This window comes from Mesorhizobium sp. M1406, assembly GCF_040317555.1.
Taxonomy (GTDB): Bacteria; Pseudomonadota; Alphaproteobacteria; order Rhizobiales; family Rhizobiaceae; genus Mesorhizobium.
In genome coordinates, this window is the sequence record NZ_JAMYKW010000062.1 from 1 (window position 1) to 15,291 (window position 15,291).

Annotated in this window: 13 protein-coding genes and 1 pseudogene; 8 read left to right on the plus strand and 6 right to left on the minus strand. The window is 62.3% G+C overall.

Annotation, left to right across the window (positions count from 1 at the left end; all coding sequences use genetic code 11):
* Both NKH03_RS29190 and NKH03_RS29195 read left to right on the plus strand, forming a co-directional pair.
* Positions 1–1,105: IS1380 family transposase (locus NKH03_RS29190; protein WP_352972288.1), on the plus strand; the 1,105-nt coding region annotated here is incomplete at its 5' end.
* A 149-nt stretch (positions 1,106–1,254) separates the two neighbouring features.
* Positions 1,255–1,512 (plus strand): annotated as a pseudogene (locus tag NKH03_RS29195) (SDR family oxidoreductase); the annotation flags it as partial.
* Between the two features lie 93 nt (positions 1,513–1,605).
* Here the strand turns inward: NKH03_RS29195 and NKH03_RS29200 are convergent.
* From NKH03_RS29200 to NKH03_RS29210, 3 genes are all read right to left on the minus strand, one after another.
* Positions 1,606–2,469 (minus strand): SH3 domain-containing protein, encoded by an 864-nt coding sequence (locus NKH03_RS29200; RefSeq protein ID WP_352972289.1) that lies wholly within the window; start codon positions 2,467–2,469, stop codon positions 1,606–1,608.
* A 357-nt stretch (positions 2,470–2,826) separates the two neighbouring features.
* Positions 2,827–4,113: an NAD(P)/FAD-dependent oxidoreductase gene (locus tag NKH03_RS29205; protein WP_352972292.1), complete on the minus strand. Its 1,287-nt coding sequence runs from the start codon at positions 4,111–4,113 to the stop codon at positions 2,827–2,829.
* 174 nt (positions 4,114–4,287) lie between these two features.
* Positions 4,288–5,724: a glutamine synthetase family protein gene (locus tag NKH03_RS29210; protein WP_352869640.1), complete on the minus strand. Its 1,437-nt coding sequence runs from the start codon at positions 5,722–5,724 to the stop codon at positions 4,288–4,290.
* Positions 5,725–5,867: 143 nt separating this feature from the next.
* Between NKH03_RS29210 and NKH03_RS29215 the strand changes: the two genes are divergently transcribed.
* Complete coding sequence (locus tag NKH03_RS29215) at positions 5,868–6,584, plus strand: HAD family hydrolase (RefSeq protein ID WP_352869638.1); 717 nt, start codon at positions 5,868–5,870, stop codon at positions 6,582–6,584.
* Between the two features lie 21 nt (positions 6,585–6,605).
* Here NKH03_RS29215 and NKH03_RS29220 read toward each other — a convergent pair whose 3' ends face one another.
* The 3 genes from NKH03_RS29220 to aceA all read right to left on the minus strand — a co-directional run bounded on the left by NKH03_RS29220 (position 6,606) and on the right by aceA (position 8,876).
* A complete protein-coding gene (locus NKH03_RS29220) occupies positions 6,606–7,010 on the minus strand; it encodes a response regulator (protein ID WP_502911007.1) in 405 nt (134 codons plus the stop codon).
* A 275-nt stretch (positions 7,011–7,285) separates the two neighbouring features.
* Positions 7,286–7,528 carry an SMc00767 family acetate metabolism repressor gene (locus NKH03_RS29225; protein WP_352629639.1) on the minus strand — a complete coding sequence of 81 codons (243 nt, stop codon included), beginning with the start codon at positions 7,526–7,528 and terminating at the stop codon, positions 7,286–7,288.
* Positions 7,529–7,586: 58 nt separating this feature from the next.
* Complete coding sequence (gene aceA / locus NKH03_RS29230; protein ID WP_352972294.1) at positions 7,587–8,876, minus strand: isocitrate lyase; 1,290 nt, start codon at positions 8,874–8,876, stop codon at positions 7,587–7,589.
* A 236-nt stretch (positions 8,877–9,112) separates the two neighbouring features.
* On the opposite strand from aceA, the gene NKH03_RS29235 reads away from it, so the two are divergent.
* From NKH03_RS29235 to NKH03_RS29255, 5 genes are all read left to right on the plus strand, one after another.
* The gene (locus NKH03_RS29235; protein ID WP_352972297.1) at positions 9,113–10,555 is read left to right on the plus strand and encodes a helix-turn-helix domain-containing protein; all 1,443 of its coding nucleotides are present in this window, start codon (positions 9,113–9,115) and stop codon (positions 10,553–10,555) included.
* A gap of 134 nt (positions 10,556–10,689) precedes the next feature.
* On the plus strand, positions 10,690–11,643 hold the full coding sequence (locus NKH03_RS29240; protein WP_352972300.1) for a DMT family transporter: 954 nt from the start codon (positions 10,690–10,692) through the stop codon (positions 11,641–11,643).
* A gap of 344 nt (positions 11,644–11,987) precedes the next feature.
* Positions 11,988–13,085 carry a polyamine ABC transporter substrate-binding protein gene (locus tag NKH03_RS29245; RefSeq protein ID WP_352972303.1) on the plus strand — a complete coding sequence of 366 codons (1,098 nt, stop codon included), beginning with the start codon at positions 11,988–11,990 and terminating at the stop codon, positions 13,083–13,085.
* An 82-nt stretch (positions 13,086–13,167) separates the two neighbouring features.
* Positions 13,168–14,307, plus strand: a complete 1,140-nt coding sequence (locus NKH03_RS29250) for an ABC transporter ATP-binding protein (protein WP_352869628.1) — start codon at positions 13,168–13,170, stop codon at positions 14,305–14,307.
* Positions 14,308–14,316: 9 nt separating this feature from the next.
* Positions 14,317–15,291, plus strand: coding sequence for an ABC transporter permease subunit (locus NKH03_RS29255; RefSeq protein ID WP_352972306.1), 975 nt, complete (start codon positions 14,317–14,319; stop codon positions 15,289–15,291).

Sequence of the window (15,291 nt, forward strand, 5' to 3'; positions counted from 1 at the left end):
CCATGATCCGGTGCTGGCGGTGCTGGCCGGCAAGCTCAAGGCACGGCGTCACAAGAAATGCGCGGCCGTCGCCGGCAAGTCGACGCTCAACCGGCTGGAGCTGAGCCGGCCGCAGCCTTCGCGCTATCACAAGATCAGCCACGATCCGGCGGCGATCGAGGCGCTGTTCGTCGAGCTGTTCATGGGCGCGCACGCGACTGCGCCCGAAGAGATCGTGCTCGATCTGGACGCCACCGACGATCCCCTGCACGGCAACCAGGAGGGGCGTTTCTTCCACGGCTATTACGGCAACTACTGCTACCTGCCGCTCTACGTCTTCTGCGGCGATCACCTGTTGTGCGCCAAGCTGCGGCCCGCCAACATCGACGCCGCCGCCGGCGCGGTTCAGGAGATCGAGCGCATCGTGCGCCAGTTGCGCCAGCGCTGGCCCAAGGTTCGCATCGTGCTGCGCGCCGATTCCGGCTTCGCCCGTGAGGAGCTGATGGCCTGGTGCGAGCAGAACGCCGTCGACTACCTGTTCGGTCTGGCCCGCAATGTTCGGTTGGCCCGCCACATCGCGGCTGAACTGGACGCGGCCAGGGTGGAAAGTGCCCTCACCAGCCGGCCGGCCCGCCGCTTCAAGGACTTCCTGTGGACCACCCGCAAGAGCTGGAGCTGCCGGCGCCGGGTCGTGGCCAAGGCCGAGTGGACGCAAGGCGACGCCAACCCGCGCTTTGTCGTCACCTCGCTCGCCGCCGAGGCCTGGCCGGCGCAATGCCTCTACGAGGACCTCTACTGCGCCCGCGGCGAGATGGAGAACCGCATCAAGGAATGTCAGCTCGACCTGTTCGCCGACCGCACCTCGGCGGCCACCATGCGGGCCAACCAGCTCAGGCTCTGGTTCGCCTCGATGGCCTATGTGCTGATCTGCGCGCTGCGCCGCATCGGCCTGGTGGACACACGGCTCGCCAGGGCAAGCTGCGCCACCATCCGCCTCAAACTGTTCAAGATCGGCGCCCTGGTCAACGTCTCGGTGCGCCGCGTCAAGCTGGCCATGAACTCGGCCTGCCCCTTCCAGCGCGAATGGGCCCTGACCTACGCCAGACTATCGGCAGCCGCCATCTGAGCGCCCCGATCCACCCTCCCGTCAACAACAAGGATATCGCCGAACCACAATCACCGCTTCGCGCGGCGACAGCCCTTGCCTGCAACTCACGCGCTCGCAAAATCCCCGCTTCAGACCTACGCCAAAAGACAGTGTGAGATATCCGGGCTAAGTCGATGGCGGTGGAACTGGCGCCGAAGAACATCCGCGTCAACTGCCTCTGCCCGGTTGCCGGCGAGACCGGCATGCTGGAGAAATTCATGGGCGCCGACACACCCGAAATCCGTGAGAAATTCCGGGCATCGATCCCGCTCGGGCGGCTTTCGACGCCACTCGACATCGCCAACGCCGCACTCTGGCTGGCCTCCGACGAAGCCGCCTTCATCACCGGTGTGGCGCTGGAGGTCGACGGCGGCCGTTGCATCTGAAAGCCTGGTGTATGTGGCCCGAAAGTGGCCCCGGTTTTGGGAGAATGACATGCACCAGAACAACGGACATGCCCCGCGCGGAGCGGTGGGGCGTCAGGCGCCGGTCTTGATGTAGCTCTTGTAGACCCAGCCGGTCTTGCCGTTGTAGGTGATCTGGCACCATTGCTTGCAGTTCATCACCTGCACCGAGGTTCTGGCGGGCACCGTGCCGATGGCGGCGGCATTCTTCTTCGGGCCGCTCCGCATGGTCACGGCCCTCAGGATGCGCCCCGTTCCGGCGGCTGCGACCTTCCCAGGCTTCGCCTTGGGCTGGCTGCCGTCGCCTTCTGTTGCCGCTGGCTGCTGAGCCGGCACTGGCGGCTTCACCGCGGGGATGGCGGCGGTTTGTGCGCCATCGGGATGGCTGCCCGCCGCCGCGGAGGGCGCGGCAACCTTGGCAAGTTCAGCGGTTGCATCGGTATCGGCTGCCGGCTGCGCGAATGCCGCCGCCGGCTTGTCCGGTGTCTGTTCAGCCTGGTTCGCCACCTGGCTCGGAGCAGTCGAGTCGGAAGCGGATGCAGCCTTCGGCTGCGAACCGGTCCAGCGCGGATCATTGGCCGCGAGCGCTTGTACGTTGGCTTCCGCGGCCGTGACGGTCGGTGAAACTGTGTCGGACTTGCGCGCCTGGGGCACGGCTGCCGCGGCGACCGCGGCCCCCACCGGGGCTATTTTCGTCGTCTTCACCGGAATGGTTGGAATGGTCTGCTCGGAGCTCGCTGCCGCTTGCCTGTCGCTGGCCGGCAATGTCAGCCATAACGCCACGGCGGCGACGCCAAGCAGTGCGGCGGTGCCGATCGCGGCGATCACCAGATGCGAGTTCGAACGGACTTCCTGCCAGAAGGACGGCCGCATGTCGTATCCGAACTGCATGGCAAAGCGCCGACGTTCCGGCGTACCGAAACTGAAGGGCTCTCTCAACTCTTGCCACCTCCATAAGCGGGCCGATGTTCTTTCGATCGAATGCCAAGAACCTGGCGCCAGATCTGCATCGGTCCCAAGAAACCAAAGCGGGAAAGCCCGCGGAATTCCCCGTCAGTCGCCCACAACCGGCATCTTTTGCCGGTGATTGTGGCATCACTACGCCTTCCCACCCGATTCTGCACCTTTGCCGGGGATTCCGCAATGTGCCGCCACGGCAACAAATATTACAGGAATATTACATGAATTCAGAGCGATCCTATCCAGCCCGGAGCGCAATGGCATTCAGCTTCGTCAGAGATCACGCTTCAGCCGACAGATGGAACCGGTCCCGATTCCATTGGAACGGAGAAGGCGCTAGATCCTGTCGCGCAGAGCAAACCAGTTGAGCGCCAGGAACAGCAGCGGCGTGCGGAAGCGCCGGCCGCCGGGGAACGGCGGGATTTTCAGGTCCTCGATCAGCTTCAGCCGGTCGCGGTTGCCGCCAACGGTTTCGGCATAGAGCTTGCCAAAGAAGTTCGACAGCATGACGCCGTGGCCGGAATAGCCGCCGGCGGAGATGACATTGGGCATCACTTCGCGCACGAACGGCTTTCTCGGAACCGTGATGCCGACATAGCCGCCCCAGCCATGCGTGATCTCGACATCCCTGAGCGTTGGGTAGAGTTCCGCGATCTGGCGGCGGATATGGATGTGGATATCCTTCGGATCGTTGACGCCATAGATCTCGCGCCCGCCAAACAGCAGCCGGCCATCCCTCGACTTGCGGAAATAGCGCACGACGAAGCGGGAATCGTCGACCGCCTCGCCGCCCGGCAACAGGTTCGAGTCCGCTCCCAGGGGCACCGTCGCGCCGATGAACGAACCGATCGGCATGATGTGCGCCGCACTCACCGGCTCGAGTGTGCCGCCATGGGCGTTGACCGCGATCAGGCATTTCTGCGCTGTCATCGTGCCTCTCGGCGTCGAAACCTTGACCTTGCCGCCACTGGAAATGATGCCGGTCGATGGCGTCCCCTCGAACAACTGGGCGCCGGCAAGCGCTGCCACCCGCGCCGTACCGATCACCAGCTTCATCGGGTGGATGTGGCCAGTGCCGGTGTCGCGCGTCCCGCCAAAATAGGCGGTCGATCCCAGCCGCTCCGCCGTCTCCCTGGCATCCATGAACGAGATATGCGGGTAGGAAAAACGGCTCGCCATGATCTCGGCATGCGCCTTGTAACCGTCGACGTAGCGCGGCTTGTGCGCCACCGAGAGCTGGCCCGGCATATAGTCGATGTCGATCTGGTTGGCAGCAGCGAATTCGAAGAGATGGGCCTTCGCCTCTTCGGCGAGATCGAACAGCGCCTTGGCCCGGGAAAAACCGTACTCGGCCTCCAGATCCTCCACCCACGAACGCTGGCCGGTGCCAAGTTGGCCACCATTGCGCCCGGAAGCGCCATCACCGAAGCGATGCGCCTCGATCAGCACGACATTGGTGCCAGCCTTGGCCAGATGCGCTGCCGCCGACAGACCGGTAAAGCCGCCGCCGATGACAACGACGTCGCAAGTCCGGTCGCCATCGAGGCTTGGGTATTCGGGTCTTGGTCCGGCGCTGTCCTCATACCAGGAGCGGCCGGGAGAAATTGGGGATTGGTAGGCCATGATGCGGTGAAGACTCGGAGATTTGGAAGGGAGTGAGAAAGCGAATAGCGAGTAGGGAGTAGCGAATAGGGGAGAATTGAAGAGTGTGGGTTGATCGAGACTGGTGTCGCCTGTCTCATCATTTCTATTCGCTATTCGCTATTCGCTATTCGCTATTCGCTATTCGCTATTCCTCTAAACATTCAGCAGCAGATACTCCCGCTCCCACGGGCTGATCACTTCCATGAACGTCTCGAATTCCGCGCGCTTAATGGCCGCATAGGTCGCGGCGAAGGACTTGCCCAGATGCGCGCAGAGTTCCTCGTCGCCCTCGAACAGGTCGACGGCTTCGAGCAGGCCGCGTGGCAGGTCGATCTCGTCCGCGTTGGCGGTGGTCAGGACGGGAGGCTCGGCCTTGACCTTGTTGGTTATGCCGATCAGCCCGCAGGCAAGCGATGCCGCCAGCGCCAGATAGGGGTTGGCGTCAGAGGAGGGGATGCGGTTTTCGACGCGCCGTGCCGCCGGATCCGAACGTGGCACACGAAACGCCGTGGTGCGGTTGTCGTAGCCCCATTTGTTGTTGACCGGCGCCGACGCCGCCTGTGTCAGCCGGCGGTAGGAATTGACATAGGGCGCGAACATCACCAGCGCGTTCGGCACATGCTTCTGCATGCCGCCGATGAAGTGGAAAAAATCGTCGGTTTCCGAACCGTCGGCGGCCGAAAAGATGTTCTGTCCGGTCTTCTTGTCGATGATCGACTGATGGATATGCATGGCGGAGCCAGGCTGCCCCTGGATGGGCTTGGCCATGAAGGTGGCATAGATCTCGTGTTTCAGCGCCGCCTCGCGAATGGTGCGCTTGAACATGAACACCTGGTCGGCCAGTTCGATCGGGTCGCCATGGCGCAGATTGATCTCAAGCTGGCCGGCACCTTCCTCATGGATCAGCGTATCGATCTCCAGGCCCTGGCTTTCGGAGAAATGGTAGATGTCGTCGATCAGTTCGTCGAATTCGTTGACGCCGGCGATCGAATAACCGGCGCCGCCGCCGATCGCGCGTCCGGACCGGCCGACCGGCGGAGTCAGCGGATAGTCCGGATCGGGGTTCTTGCGCACCAGATAGAATTCGATCTCGGGCGCAACCACCGGCTTCAGGCCGAGCTTGTCATAGGCGGCAACCACGCGCTTGAGCACGTTGCGCGGCGTGAACTCGACCGAGCGGCCATCCTGGTGGACGAGGTCGCAGATGACCGCGGCCGTCGGGTCTTCTTCCCAGGGCACTACCGTCAGTGTCGACAGATCTGGCATCAGTTTGAGGTCGCCGTCGTCTTCCGGGTAGTGGAAGCCGTTGCCATCCTCGGGGTAGCCGCCGGAAATCGTCGTCATGAACACAGCCGACGGCAGTGCCAGCGAGGTGTTGGAGGTGAATTTCTTCGACGGCATCATCTTGCCGCGCGCGACGCCTGCCTGATCAGGTGTGATGCACTCGATGTCCTCGATGCCGCGCCATTCGAGCCACGCGCTGACTTCCTTCCAGTTCTTGACGCCCCGTTGGTTTTTCACGAAGGCAGGCGTGCGGGCACGTCCTCCGCGGCTCGACGGACGGACTTCCTTTTTTGCAGGCGGCATCATTCACCAGATTGGGTTGCGGATTGTGGAGTATAGCCGTGCCCTCCCATGGAAGGGAAGGGGAGCCGCGTCGGGCTTTGGCTGACACGGTTGAAAATCACGCCAATCGGCTTAGTTTCGGCCTTCAATCCCAATCGAGAAATTGCATGAGGTACGACGGCAAACTGACGACGATCGGCTTCGACGCCGACGACACACTCTGGCAGAACGAGCAGTTCTTCCGCCTGACGGAGAAGCGCTTTGCCGCCATGCTTGCCGATCATGCCGAAGCGGAGCACATCTCGGCACGATTGCTGGAAGCCGAAAGGCGCAACCTTGCCGTCTATGGCTTCGGCATCAAGGGATTTACCCTGTCGATGATCGAAACGGCAATCGAGGTCACGCAAGGTCGCGTGCCTGCGGCGGTCATATCGGAGATCCTCGATGCCGGCCGCGAGATGCTGAGCCATCCGATCGAGGTCTTGCCGCATGCGCGCGAGACGGTCGAGAAGCTTGCCGGCGCATTCCGCCTTGTGCTGATCACCAAGGGCGACCTCTTCGACCAGGAGCGCAAGCTGGCCGGGTCGGGCCTGGGCGAATTGTTCGACGCGATCGAGATCGTCAGCGACAAGAATGCCGCCACCTATGGCAGGATCTTCAGCCGGCATGGCGATGGTCCGGCAAAAAGCATGATGGTCGGCAATTCGCTGAAGTCGGACGTGGTGCCGGCCATCGAGGCCGGCGGTTGGGGTGTCCATGTGCCGCATGAACTGACCTGGGTGCTCGAGCATGTCGAGGCCCCGGTGGCCGAATCGAGATTCCGCCAGATATCCGATCTCGGACAACTGCCGGAACTGGTAGAAAGCATCGTGAACGCAGGCTGATCCCAGGAAACCGCCTACGCTCTAGCGGCCGACCAAGCGATCGATCACCGGTTGCAGCCGTTCGGGCGTGATCGGCTTGGCGACCACCACGTCGATGATGTCAGACAGGCCCAGGCTTTCCGTAGTGCCATTCTTGGTCGAAAGCAGGATCACTGGTGGCAGCGATTTGCCCGAGGCGCGCCGCAACGCGCCGATGCTGGACATCAGATTGTCGCAGTCCTTGTTGTCGGCGCCGCCGTCAAGGACAACCGCGCCGGGAATGAGGGACCGCAAGATCCTTGCCGCGGTGTCGGGAGATTCTGAGATTGGCTTGAGCCCGGATCGCTCGACGATCTTCGAAATCACCACGCGATTGATTGGCGATTTGCCGACGACAAGCACCTGCGACGGATCACGGATCGCCTCGGTGCTTGCGTCGCGGGCCACCCAATTCAGATGTCTTGGAGTCTCGTCTTCACGATTCACTGGGCACACAAGTCGACCAAGAAGCTCGCCCCTATTTCAATGCAGAGTTGAATCTGGGGAGCAATTGGCGTGAGATCGTGGTCCATGTCAAGTTGAAATAAAAGACCCCAAAATCATGCTTGGAGCAGTGAATTTCAAGCAACGCCACTGTACTGAACTGTCCATAGTGCGTTTCATAAAAAGAAAATTCACCTGCGCAGAACGCGCAGGTGAAGAGGCGGTTGCACGGATTGCGATCAGCCGTGGCCCTGCTGAGTGACGATCACCGGGATCAGCAGATCGCCCCAGTTGCCGTCGCCGCCGTGATGGCGTGCCGAGCGCACGAGCTCCACCGAGACGCCTGCCTCGACCGCCTTCATCACCGACTGGTTGAGGCGGTGCAGATCGTTGGCCAGCATGCGGATCGTCGCTTGCTGGTCGACGCTCATCGTCGTGGACTGTTCCTCGGCGCGTTCCTTGACACGGCTTATCGATGCCATTGCTCTTCTCCTTGTGTCCCAAGCCCTGTCGGGCGTTTCCTCTGCGTTCTTCTGTTCGCTATTCGGCGGCCGGCTTGAACTGCGCGTGCTCGGTCGATTCATGCATGGCGGTGGTCGACGACTGGCCGCCGGTGATCGCCATCGACACGGCGTCGAAATAGCCGGTGCCGACCTCGCGCTGGTGCTTGGTCGCGGTGTAGCCGTTGGCCTCGGCCGCGAACTCCGCTTCCTGCAACTCGGAATAGGCCGCCATCTGCCGTGCCTTGTAGCCGCGAGCCAGTTCGAACATGCCGTAATTGAGCTGGTGGAAGCCGGCGAGCGTGATGAACTGGAACTTGTAGCCCATGGCGCCGAGTTCCTTCTGGAACCTGGCAATCGTCGCGTCGTCGAGGTTCTTCTTCCAGTTGAACGATGGCGAGCAATTGTAGGCGAGCAGCTTGTCGGGGTGATGCTTGCGCACGCCCTCGGCGAATTTCTTGGCCTGCGCCAAGTCCGGCTTCGAGGTCTCGCACCAGATCAGGTCCGCGTAAGGCGCATAGGCGATGGCGCGGGCGATGCAGGGCTCGATGCCGTTCCTAACGTGATAAAAGCCTTCCACGGTGCGCCCGACGCCGTAGTCGACGAAGGGCTGGTCGCGTTCGTCGATGTCGGAGGTGAGCAGCTTGGCGGCTTCCGCGTCGGTGCGCGCGACGACCAGGGTCGGCGTGCCCATCACGTCCGCCGCCAGGCGTGCGGCGTTGAGGTTGCGGATATGCGCCGCGGTCGGGATCAGCACCTTGCCGCCGAGATGGCCGCATTTCTTCTCCGACGCCAGCTGGTCCTCATAGTGGACGCCGGCGGCGCCCGCCTCGATGAATGCCTTCATGATCTCGAAGGCGTTGAGCGGTCCGCCGAAACCCGCTTCCGCGTCGGCGACGATCGGCGCGAACCAGGTCTCGACCGAAAGCCCGTTGCCCTCCGACGTCTCGATCTGGTCGGCGCGCTGCAGCGTGCGGTTGATGCGCTTGACCAGTTCAGGCGCCGCGTTGGCCGGATAGAGCGACTGGTCCGGATACATCGCCGAAGCGGTGTTGGCGTCGGCGGCAACCTGCCAGCCCGACAGGTAGATCGCCTTTAGTCCGGCGCGGACCTGCTGCATCGCCTGGTTGCCGGACATGGCGCCGAGCGCGTTGACGAAGTCCTCCTCGTGGATGAGCTTCCACAGCCGGTTGGCGCCCATTTCGGCAAGGCTCTGGCGTATCTGCACCGAGCCGCGCAGCCGCTTCACATCTTCCGCGGAATAGGGCCGTTCGATACCGTCGAAGCGACCTTCCGACGCCGATGGGACGAGGTTGTAAAAATCAGTCATGGGTCACTCCGAAGGATTGCTGAACCGTGTCCGAGCATCAACCATCTGTGCGTCGGAATATGACTGAATTTACATTGCGGCGCGAAATGAGCCAGAAAATTCAAGAAAATCGTCGAAATATAAGGGAAAATCTGTGTTGCGTTTGACAGAGGCACGCTGTAAATTTGTCATGATTGTAAAGAGCGGCGCATCGAGATTGCCGCGAAACTTATGTAAATTCCTGTCAAGGACAGTCGATGGCTGACCAGAAGATATTTGCCGGACCGCGCATCCGCCGCATCCGCAACGCCAAGGGCCTGACCCAGACGGCGATGGCCGAGGGGCTTGGCATTTCCCCGTCCTATCTCAATCTGATCGAGCGCAACCAGCGGCCGCTGACGGTGCAGCTGATCCTCAAGCTGGCGTCCGTCTACAAGATCGATCCGCATGAGTTGCAGGGCGAGGCAAGGGGATCTGTCGCTGCCTTGAAGGAGGTGTTCACCGACCCTCTGCTGGTCGGCGAACTGCCAGGCGATCAGGAGCTGATCGAGTTCGCCGAGGCGGCGCCAAACGCGTCCGCGGCGGTGATAAAGCTGTTTCGCGCCTATCGCGAGCAGGCCGAGCGCCTGTCCGACCTCAACGAGCTTTTGGCGCGCGAGGGCCGGGCGACCGCACTTTCCGGAGCCCGTCTGCCGATAGACGAGGTGCGCGAGATTTTCGAGCGCCGGCCGAACCATTTCACGGCCCTCGAGGAGGAGGCCGCGGCGTTCACCTCGGTGCTTGACCCCGGCGACGATCTGTTCGGCGCGCTGAAGTCCTGGCTGAAGCGCGAATTCGGCATCGTGGTCAAGGTGCTGCCGGTCTCCACCATGCCGAACTGGCGTCGTCGTTATGACCGCCACTCGCAGCGCCTGTTCCTGTCCGAGCGGTTGTCGCCGTTCGACCAGTTACGCGAAGTCGCGATGGAGGCCTGTCTGATCCGTATGACGGTCGCGGTCGCCGGCGAGATCCAGGCGCTCAAGCTGACCACCGACGAGGCCCGCCGGCTCGCTCGCTTCGAACTCGGCCGCTATGCGGCGCATGCACTGATGATGCCCTACCAGGCCTTTCACGCAGCTGCGGTGCGCGCCCGCTACGATATCGACGTCCTGCGTTCGCGTTTCGGTGTCTCTTTCGAACAGGCGGCGAATCGGCTGACCATGCTGCAGCGGCAGGGGGCCTCGGGCGTGCCGTTTTTCATGCTGGAAGTCGACAATGCCGGCAACCGCTTCCGCAAGGCCGGCAGCCAGGGCTTTCCGCAAAGCCGCTTCGGCGGTGCCTGTCCCAAGCTGCCGGTGCATGTCGCCTTCACCCAGCCCGGCCAGATAATCGTCGAAGTGGTGGAAATGCCCGACGGCGCCGAGTTCCTGTGCATCGCCCGCACGCTGGAAGGACCGCAAGGCGCGTTCTCGGAACGCCCGCGCCGCACGGCGCTGCTGCTTGGCTGCGACATCGGCTTTCGCGACGACATCGTCTATGGCGCCGCACTGCCCGGCGCGGCAGTCACCGCAAAGGCCGGCAGTGTCGCGGCGACGCCGGTCGGGCCCGCCTGCCGGCTTTGCGAGCGCGTCGGCTGCCTGGCGCGCGCCGAGCCGCCGGGGACGCGTCCGCTCGGCCTTGACGAGATGGTGACCGGCTTGAGCGCCTTCGATTTTCAGTAACGCCGTGGCGGGGTGCCACAATTGTCGCCGGTCGCTGGCTCACGCCCGGCCTGCATTTTTGCGTTACGCGAACAGAGCATCTTTTCGTCGTCCTTGCGCATCGTCCCGTCCACGAAAGCCCGACAGTCGCGCCCATGACCGACACCGCATCGTCGCCGATCCTTGTTTCCTCGACCGTTCCGCAACGGGAGGAGCGCATCGGCTTCCTGCTGGTGTTCCTGTCGGCGCTGATGTGGAGTTTCGGCGGCACCATCGCCCGCTTCATCACGGTCGGCGACAGCTGGACGGTTATTTTCTGGCGCTCCGTCTGGGCAGCGGCCTTCCTGATCTGCTTCATGGTCTGGCGCGACGGCTGGCGCGGCATGTTGAAAATGTTCCGCGACATGGGTCTGCCCGGCCTTGCCGTCGGGGTCTGCTTCGCCACCGCATCGACGGCGTTCGTCGTGGCACTTGCCTATACCACCGTCGCCAACATCCTGTTGATGCAGGCCGGCGTGCCGTTGCTGGCGGCGCTGTTTGCCTGGGCGTTGTTCCGTGAAAGGGTTGGTGTCGCGACCTGGCTGGCGATTGCCGCCGTCATCGCCGGCGTCGCCATCATGGTGTCGGAATCGCTAGATGGCGCTGTCTCGCCGATAGGCGACGGGCTGGCGCTGTTGATCGCGGTGATGTTCTCGATCGCCACCGTCATCACCCGGCGGTTTTCCAGCGTGCGCATGACGCCGGCGACCTGCCTCGGCACCATGCTTGCGGCCGGCTTTGCCGCCTCGCAGGCATCGACATTCACTGTGTCGACCGGTGACATGGGCTTTCTCTTTGTCTTCGGCGTGGTCAATCTGGGCCTCGGCCTCGCCTTCTTCGCCACCGGCGCGCGGCTGATCCCGGCGGCAATAGCAGCACTGCTCGGCACGTTCGAGCCGATCCTCGGCCCGATATGGGTCTGGCTCATCCATTCCGAGGTGCCATCGGTGCGCACCATCATCGGTGGCGCGGTGGTTGTCACGGCGCTGCTCGTTCATATCGGGCTCGAATTCAAGCGCCAGACCCGGCCCGAGCGCGCAGGGGTCACCGGAGTTCCATCGCCTAATTGATGTGGCACGCAGCTTTGCCATTGACAATGTCGCTGCCGCGCGGGCAGGCTGAGATTACGGCAACAACAAGACAGGCGTATCTTGCCAAGTCTCCCTGCCGGTCAGATCGAGACCGGACCACATCGTCGTATCTCTGCCTGCGCCACGGCGAAAGCCTATGACGGCATCTGCACGCCACACGAGTCCCGGCGACGACACAACGCCTGCCGCTCATCGAACTGCCTGCATAGCGTTGGCAGTCCACGCTTGTCGCCTTTTGGAAAGCTCAATAGCCTGAAACAAATGCCCGGCCGCGCTGGAACCGCGACGAGCCGGCGAAGGAACACTCACCAAAGGAGAATAGCATGATCCGCAAAGCGCTCTGGCTTTCGGCGACTTCGGTATTTCTGACGCTTTTCACCGTCGGCGGTCATGCCGAGGATCGCGTCGTCAATGTCTTCAACTGGTCGGACTATATCGACAGTTCGATCATCGACGATTTCACCAAGGAAACCGGCATCAAGGTCGTCTACGATACCTTCGATTCCAACGAAATCCTGGAAACCAAGCTGCTTGCCGGCGGCAGCGGCTATGACGTCGTCGTGCCCAGCGGCAATTTCCTCGCGCGCCAGATCCAGGCCGGGGTGTTCCAGAAGCTCGACAAGTCGAAACTGCCGAACATCTCCAATATGTGGGACACGGTTACCGAGCGCACCGCCAAATACGACCCCGGCAACGAATACTCGGTCAACTACATGTGGGGCACGGTTGGCATCGGCTACAACATCAAGAAGGTGCAGGCAGCACTCGGCACCGACAAGATCGACAGCTGGGATGTTTTCTTCAATCCGGACAGCCTGGCCAAATTGAAGGACTGCGGTGTCTACGTGCTGGACTCCCCGGCCGACATCATCCCGGCGGCGTTGAAATATCTCGGCCTCGACCCGAACAGCACGTCGCCTGACGATATCGCCAAGGCCGAGGAAACTTTGCTCAAGGTCCGGCCCTACATCCGAAAGTTCCACTCCTCCGAATACATCAACGCCCTCGCCAACGGCGATATCTGCCTGGCGGTCGGCTGGTCGGGTGACGTGTTCCAGGCTCGCAACCGCGCGGTCGAGGCCAAGCAGGGCGTCGAGATCGGCTATTCCGTGCCAAAGGAGGGCGCTCAGATGTGGTTCGACCAGATGGCGATCCCCGCCGATGCGCCGCATGTCGCCGAGGCGCTCGAGTTCATCAACTATATGATGAAGCCGGAGGTTATCGCCAAGTCGTCGAACTACGTGCTCTACGCAAACGGCAACAAGGCTTCGCAGCAATTCGTCGACAAGGCACTGTTGGATGATCCTTCGGTTTATCCCGATGCCGAGACGATAAAGAAGCTCTACACCGTCTCGCCATACGATCCCAAGACCCAGCGCGTCATCACGCGCACCTGGACCAAGATCGTCACTGGCCAGTAAGCAATCCGACATGGTCCCGGCAGCCGCCTGCCGGGACCATTCTTTTCTGGGGCAAGAAGCAGGAATCAGCACGGAGTGGGACATGAAATCGCTTGGCAGCATCCGCAGGGATTTTGCGCCGTGGAACGACCCGAACGCCAAGCCATACATCCAGTTCGACAATGTCACCAAGAAGTTCGGTGACTTCACCGCCGTCAACAAACTGTCGCTGACCATATTCGAGCGGGAGTTCTTCGCGCTGCTCGGCGCCTCTGGTTGCGGAAAGTCGACGTTGCTCAGAATGCTCGCCGGTTTCGAGGAGCCGACGGCCGGCCGCATCCTGCTCGATGGCCAGGATATGCGCGGTATCCCGCCCTATCGCCGGCCGGTCAACATGATGTTCCAGTCCTATGCGCTGTTCCCGCATATGACGGTCGAAAACAACATCGCCTTCGGCCTCAAGCAGGACGGCATGCCGAAGCCTGAGATCGCGTCGCGCGTCGCCGAGATGCTGAAGCTGGTCAAGCTCGAGCAGTTCGCCAAGCGCAAGCCGCACCAGCTGTCCGGCGGCCAGCGCCAGCGCGTCGCGCTCGCCCGCTCGGTCGCCAAGCGGCCGAAAGTGCTGCTGCTCGACGAGCCGCTTGGCGCTCTCGACAAGAAGCTGCGCGAAGAGACGCAGTTCGAACTGATGGACCTGCAGCAGAACCTCGGCCTGACCTTCGTCGTCGTCACCCACGACCAGGAAGAGGCGATGACGATGGCCGATCGCATCGCCATCATCGACAAGGGCGAGGTGATGCAGGTGGCAACGCCGGCCGAAGTCTACGAGGCGCCGGGGTCGCGCTTCGTCGCCGGTTTCGTCGGCAATGTGAACATGTTCGAGGGCAAGATCGCGCGTGGCGAGGCTGGCGCCGCCAGCATCGATGCCGGCAATGGCATCACCATCCGCACCGACAATGCCGGCGCTGCCAGTGCCGGGACGGCCGTCACCTTCGCCATCAGGCCGGAAAAGATCAAGGTGTCGTCGAGAAAGCCGGCCGAGGCCGTCAACGCTATCGAGGGCGAGGTCTACGACATCGCCTATCTCGGTGACATGACCGTCTATCACGTCAGGCTGGACGACGGCCAGGTGGTGCGCGCGAGCACCATGAACGCGGCTCGCATCACCGAGGATCCATTGAGCTGGAACGACCGCGCCTGGGTTTCCTTCCGGCCCGACGCCGGCGTCGTGCTGACGCGGTAGGGGGCGACCATGTCGAGCGCCGCCGTCACCACCACATCAGCCTCTCCGGCAATCAATGCCGGCAAATCCGCCCTCGCCAGGTTGGGCGCTGCCTTCGTTGGCCGCCTGGTCATCATCATCCCCTATGTCTGGCTGCTGTTCTTCTTCCTCATTCCGTTCGTCATCGTCTTCAAGATTTCGCTGTCGCAGACGGCTATCGCCATTCCACCCTATACGCCGGCACTCGATTTCAGCGGCGGCATTTCCGGATTTCTGGATCAGCTGAAACAACTCAGCCTCGACAACTACACCTGGCTGACGCAGGACGCGCTCTACTTCAACGCCTATGTGACCAGCGTCATCATCGCCGCGATCTCGACGGTCCTGACATTGCTCGTGGGTTATCCGATCGCCTATGGAATGGCACGCGCGCCGGCGACGATCCGCCCAACCTTGCTGATGCTGGTGATCCTGCCGTTCTGGACCTCGTTCCTGATCCGCGTCTACGCCTGGATCGGCATTCTCAAGCCCGAGGGATTGCTCAATCAGCTGCTGCTCGCCACCGGGGTCATCCACCAGCCGCTGATCATCCTCAACACCTACACGGCGATCTTCATCGGTATCGTCTATTCCTATCTGCCGTTCATGGTATTGCCGCTCTATTCCGCTCTCGAGAAGATGGACTATTCCCTGATCGAGGCGGCAAAGGATCTCGGCTGTCCGCCAACCAGCGCTTTCTGGAAGATCACCTTCCCGCTGTCGCTGCCGGGCGTCATCGCCGGCTGCCTGCTGGTGTTCATTCCAGCCGTCGGTGAGTTCGTCATTCCCGATCTGCTCGGTGGATCGCAGACGCTGATGATCGGCAAGACGCTGTGGAACGAGTTCTTCGCCAATCGCGACTGGCCGGTATCGTCGGCCGTCGCCGTCATCCTGCTGTTGCTGCTGATCGTGCCGATCATGCTCTTCCAGCGGGCTCAGGCGCGCGCTCAGGAAATGGACAGGTGA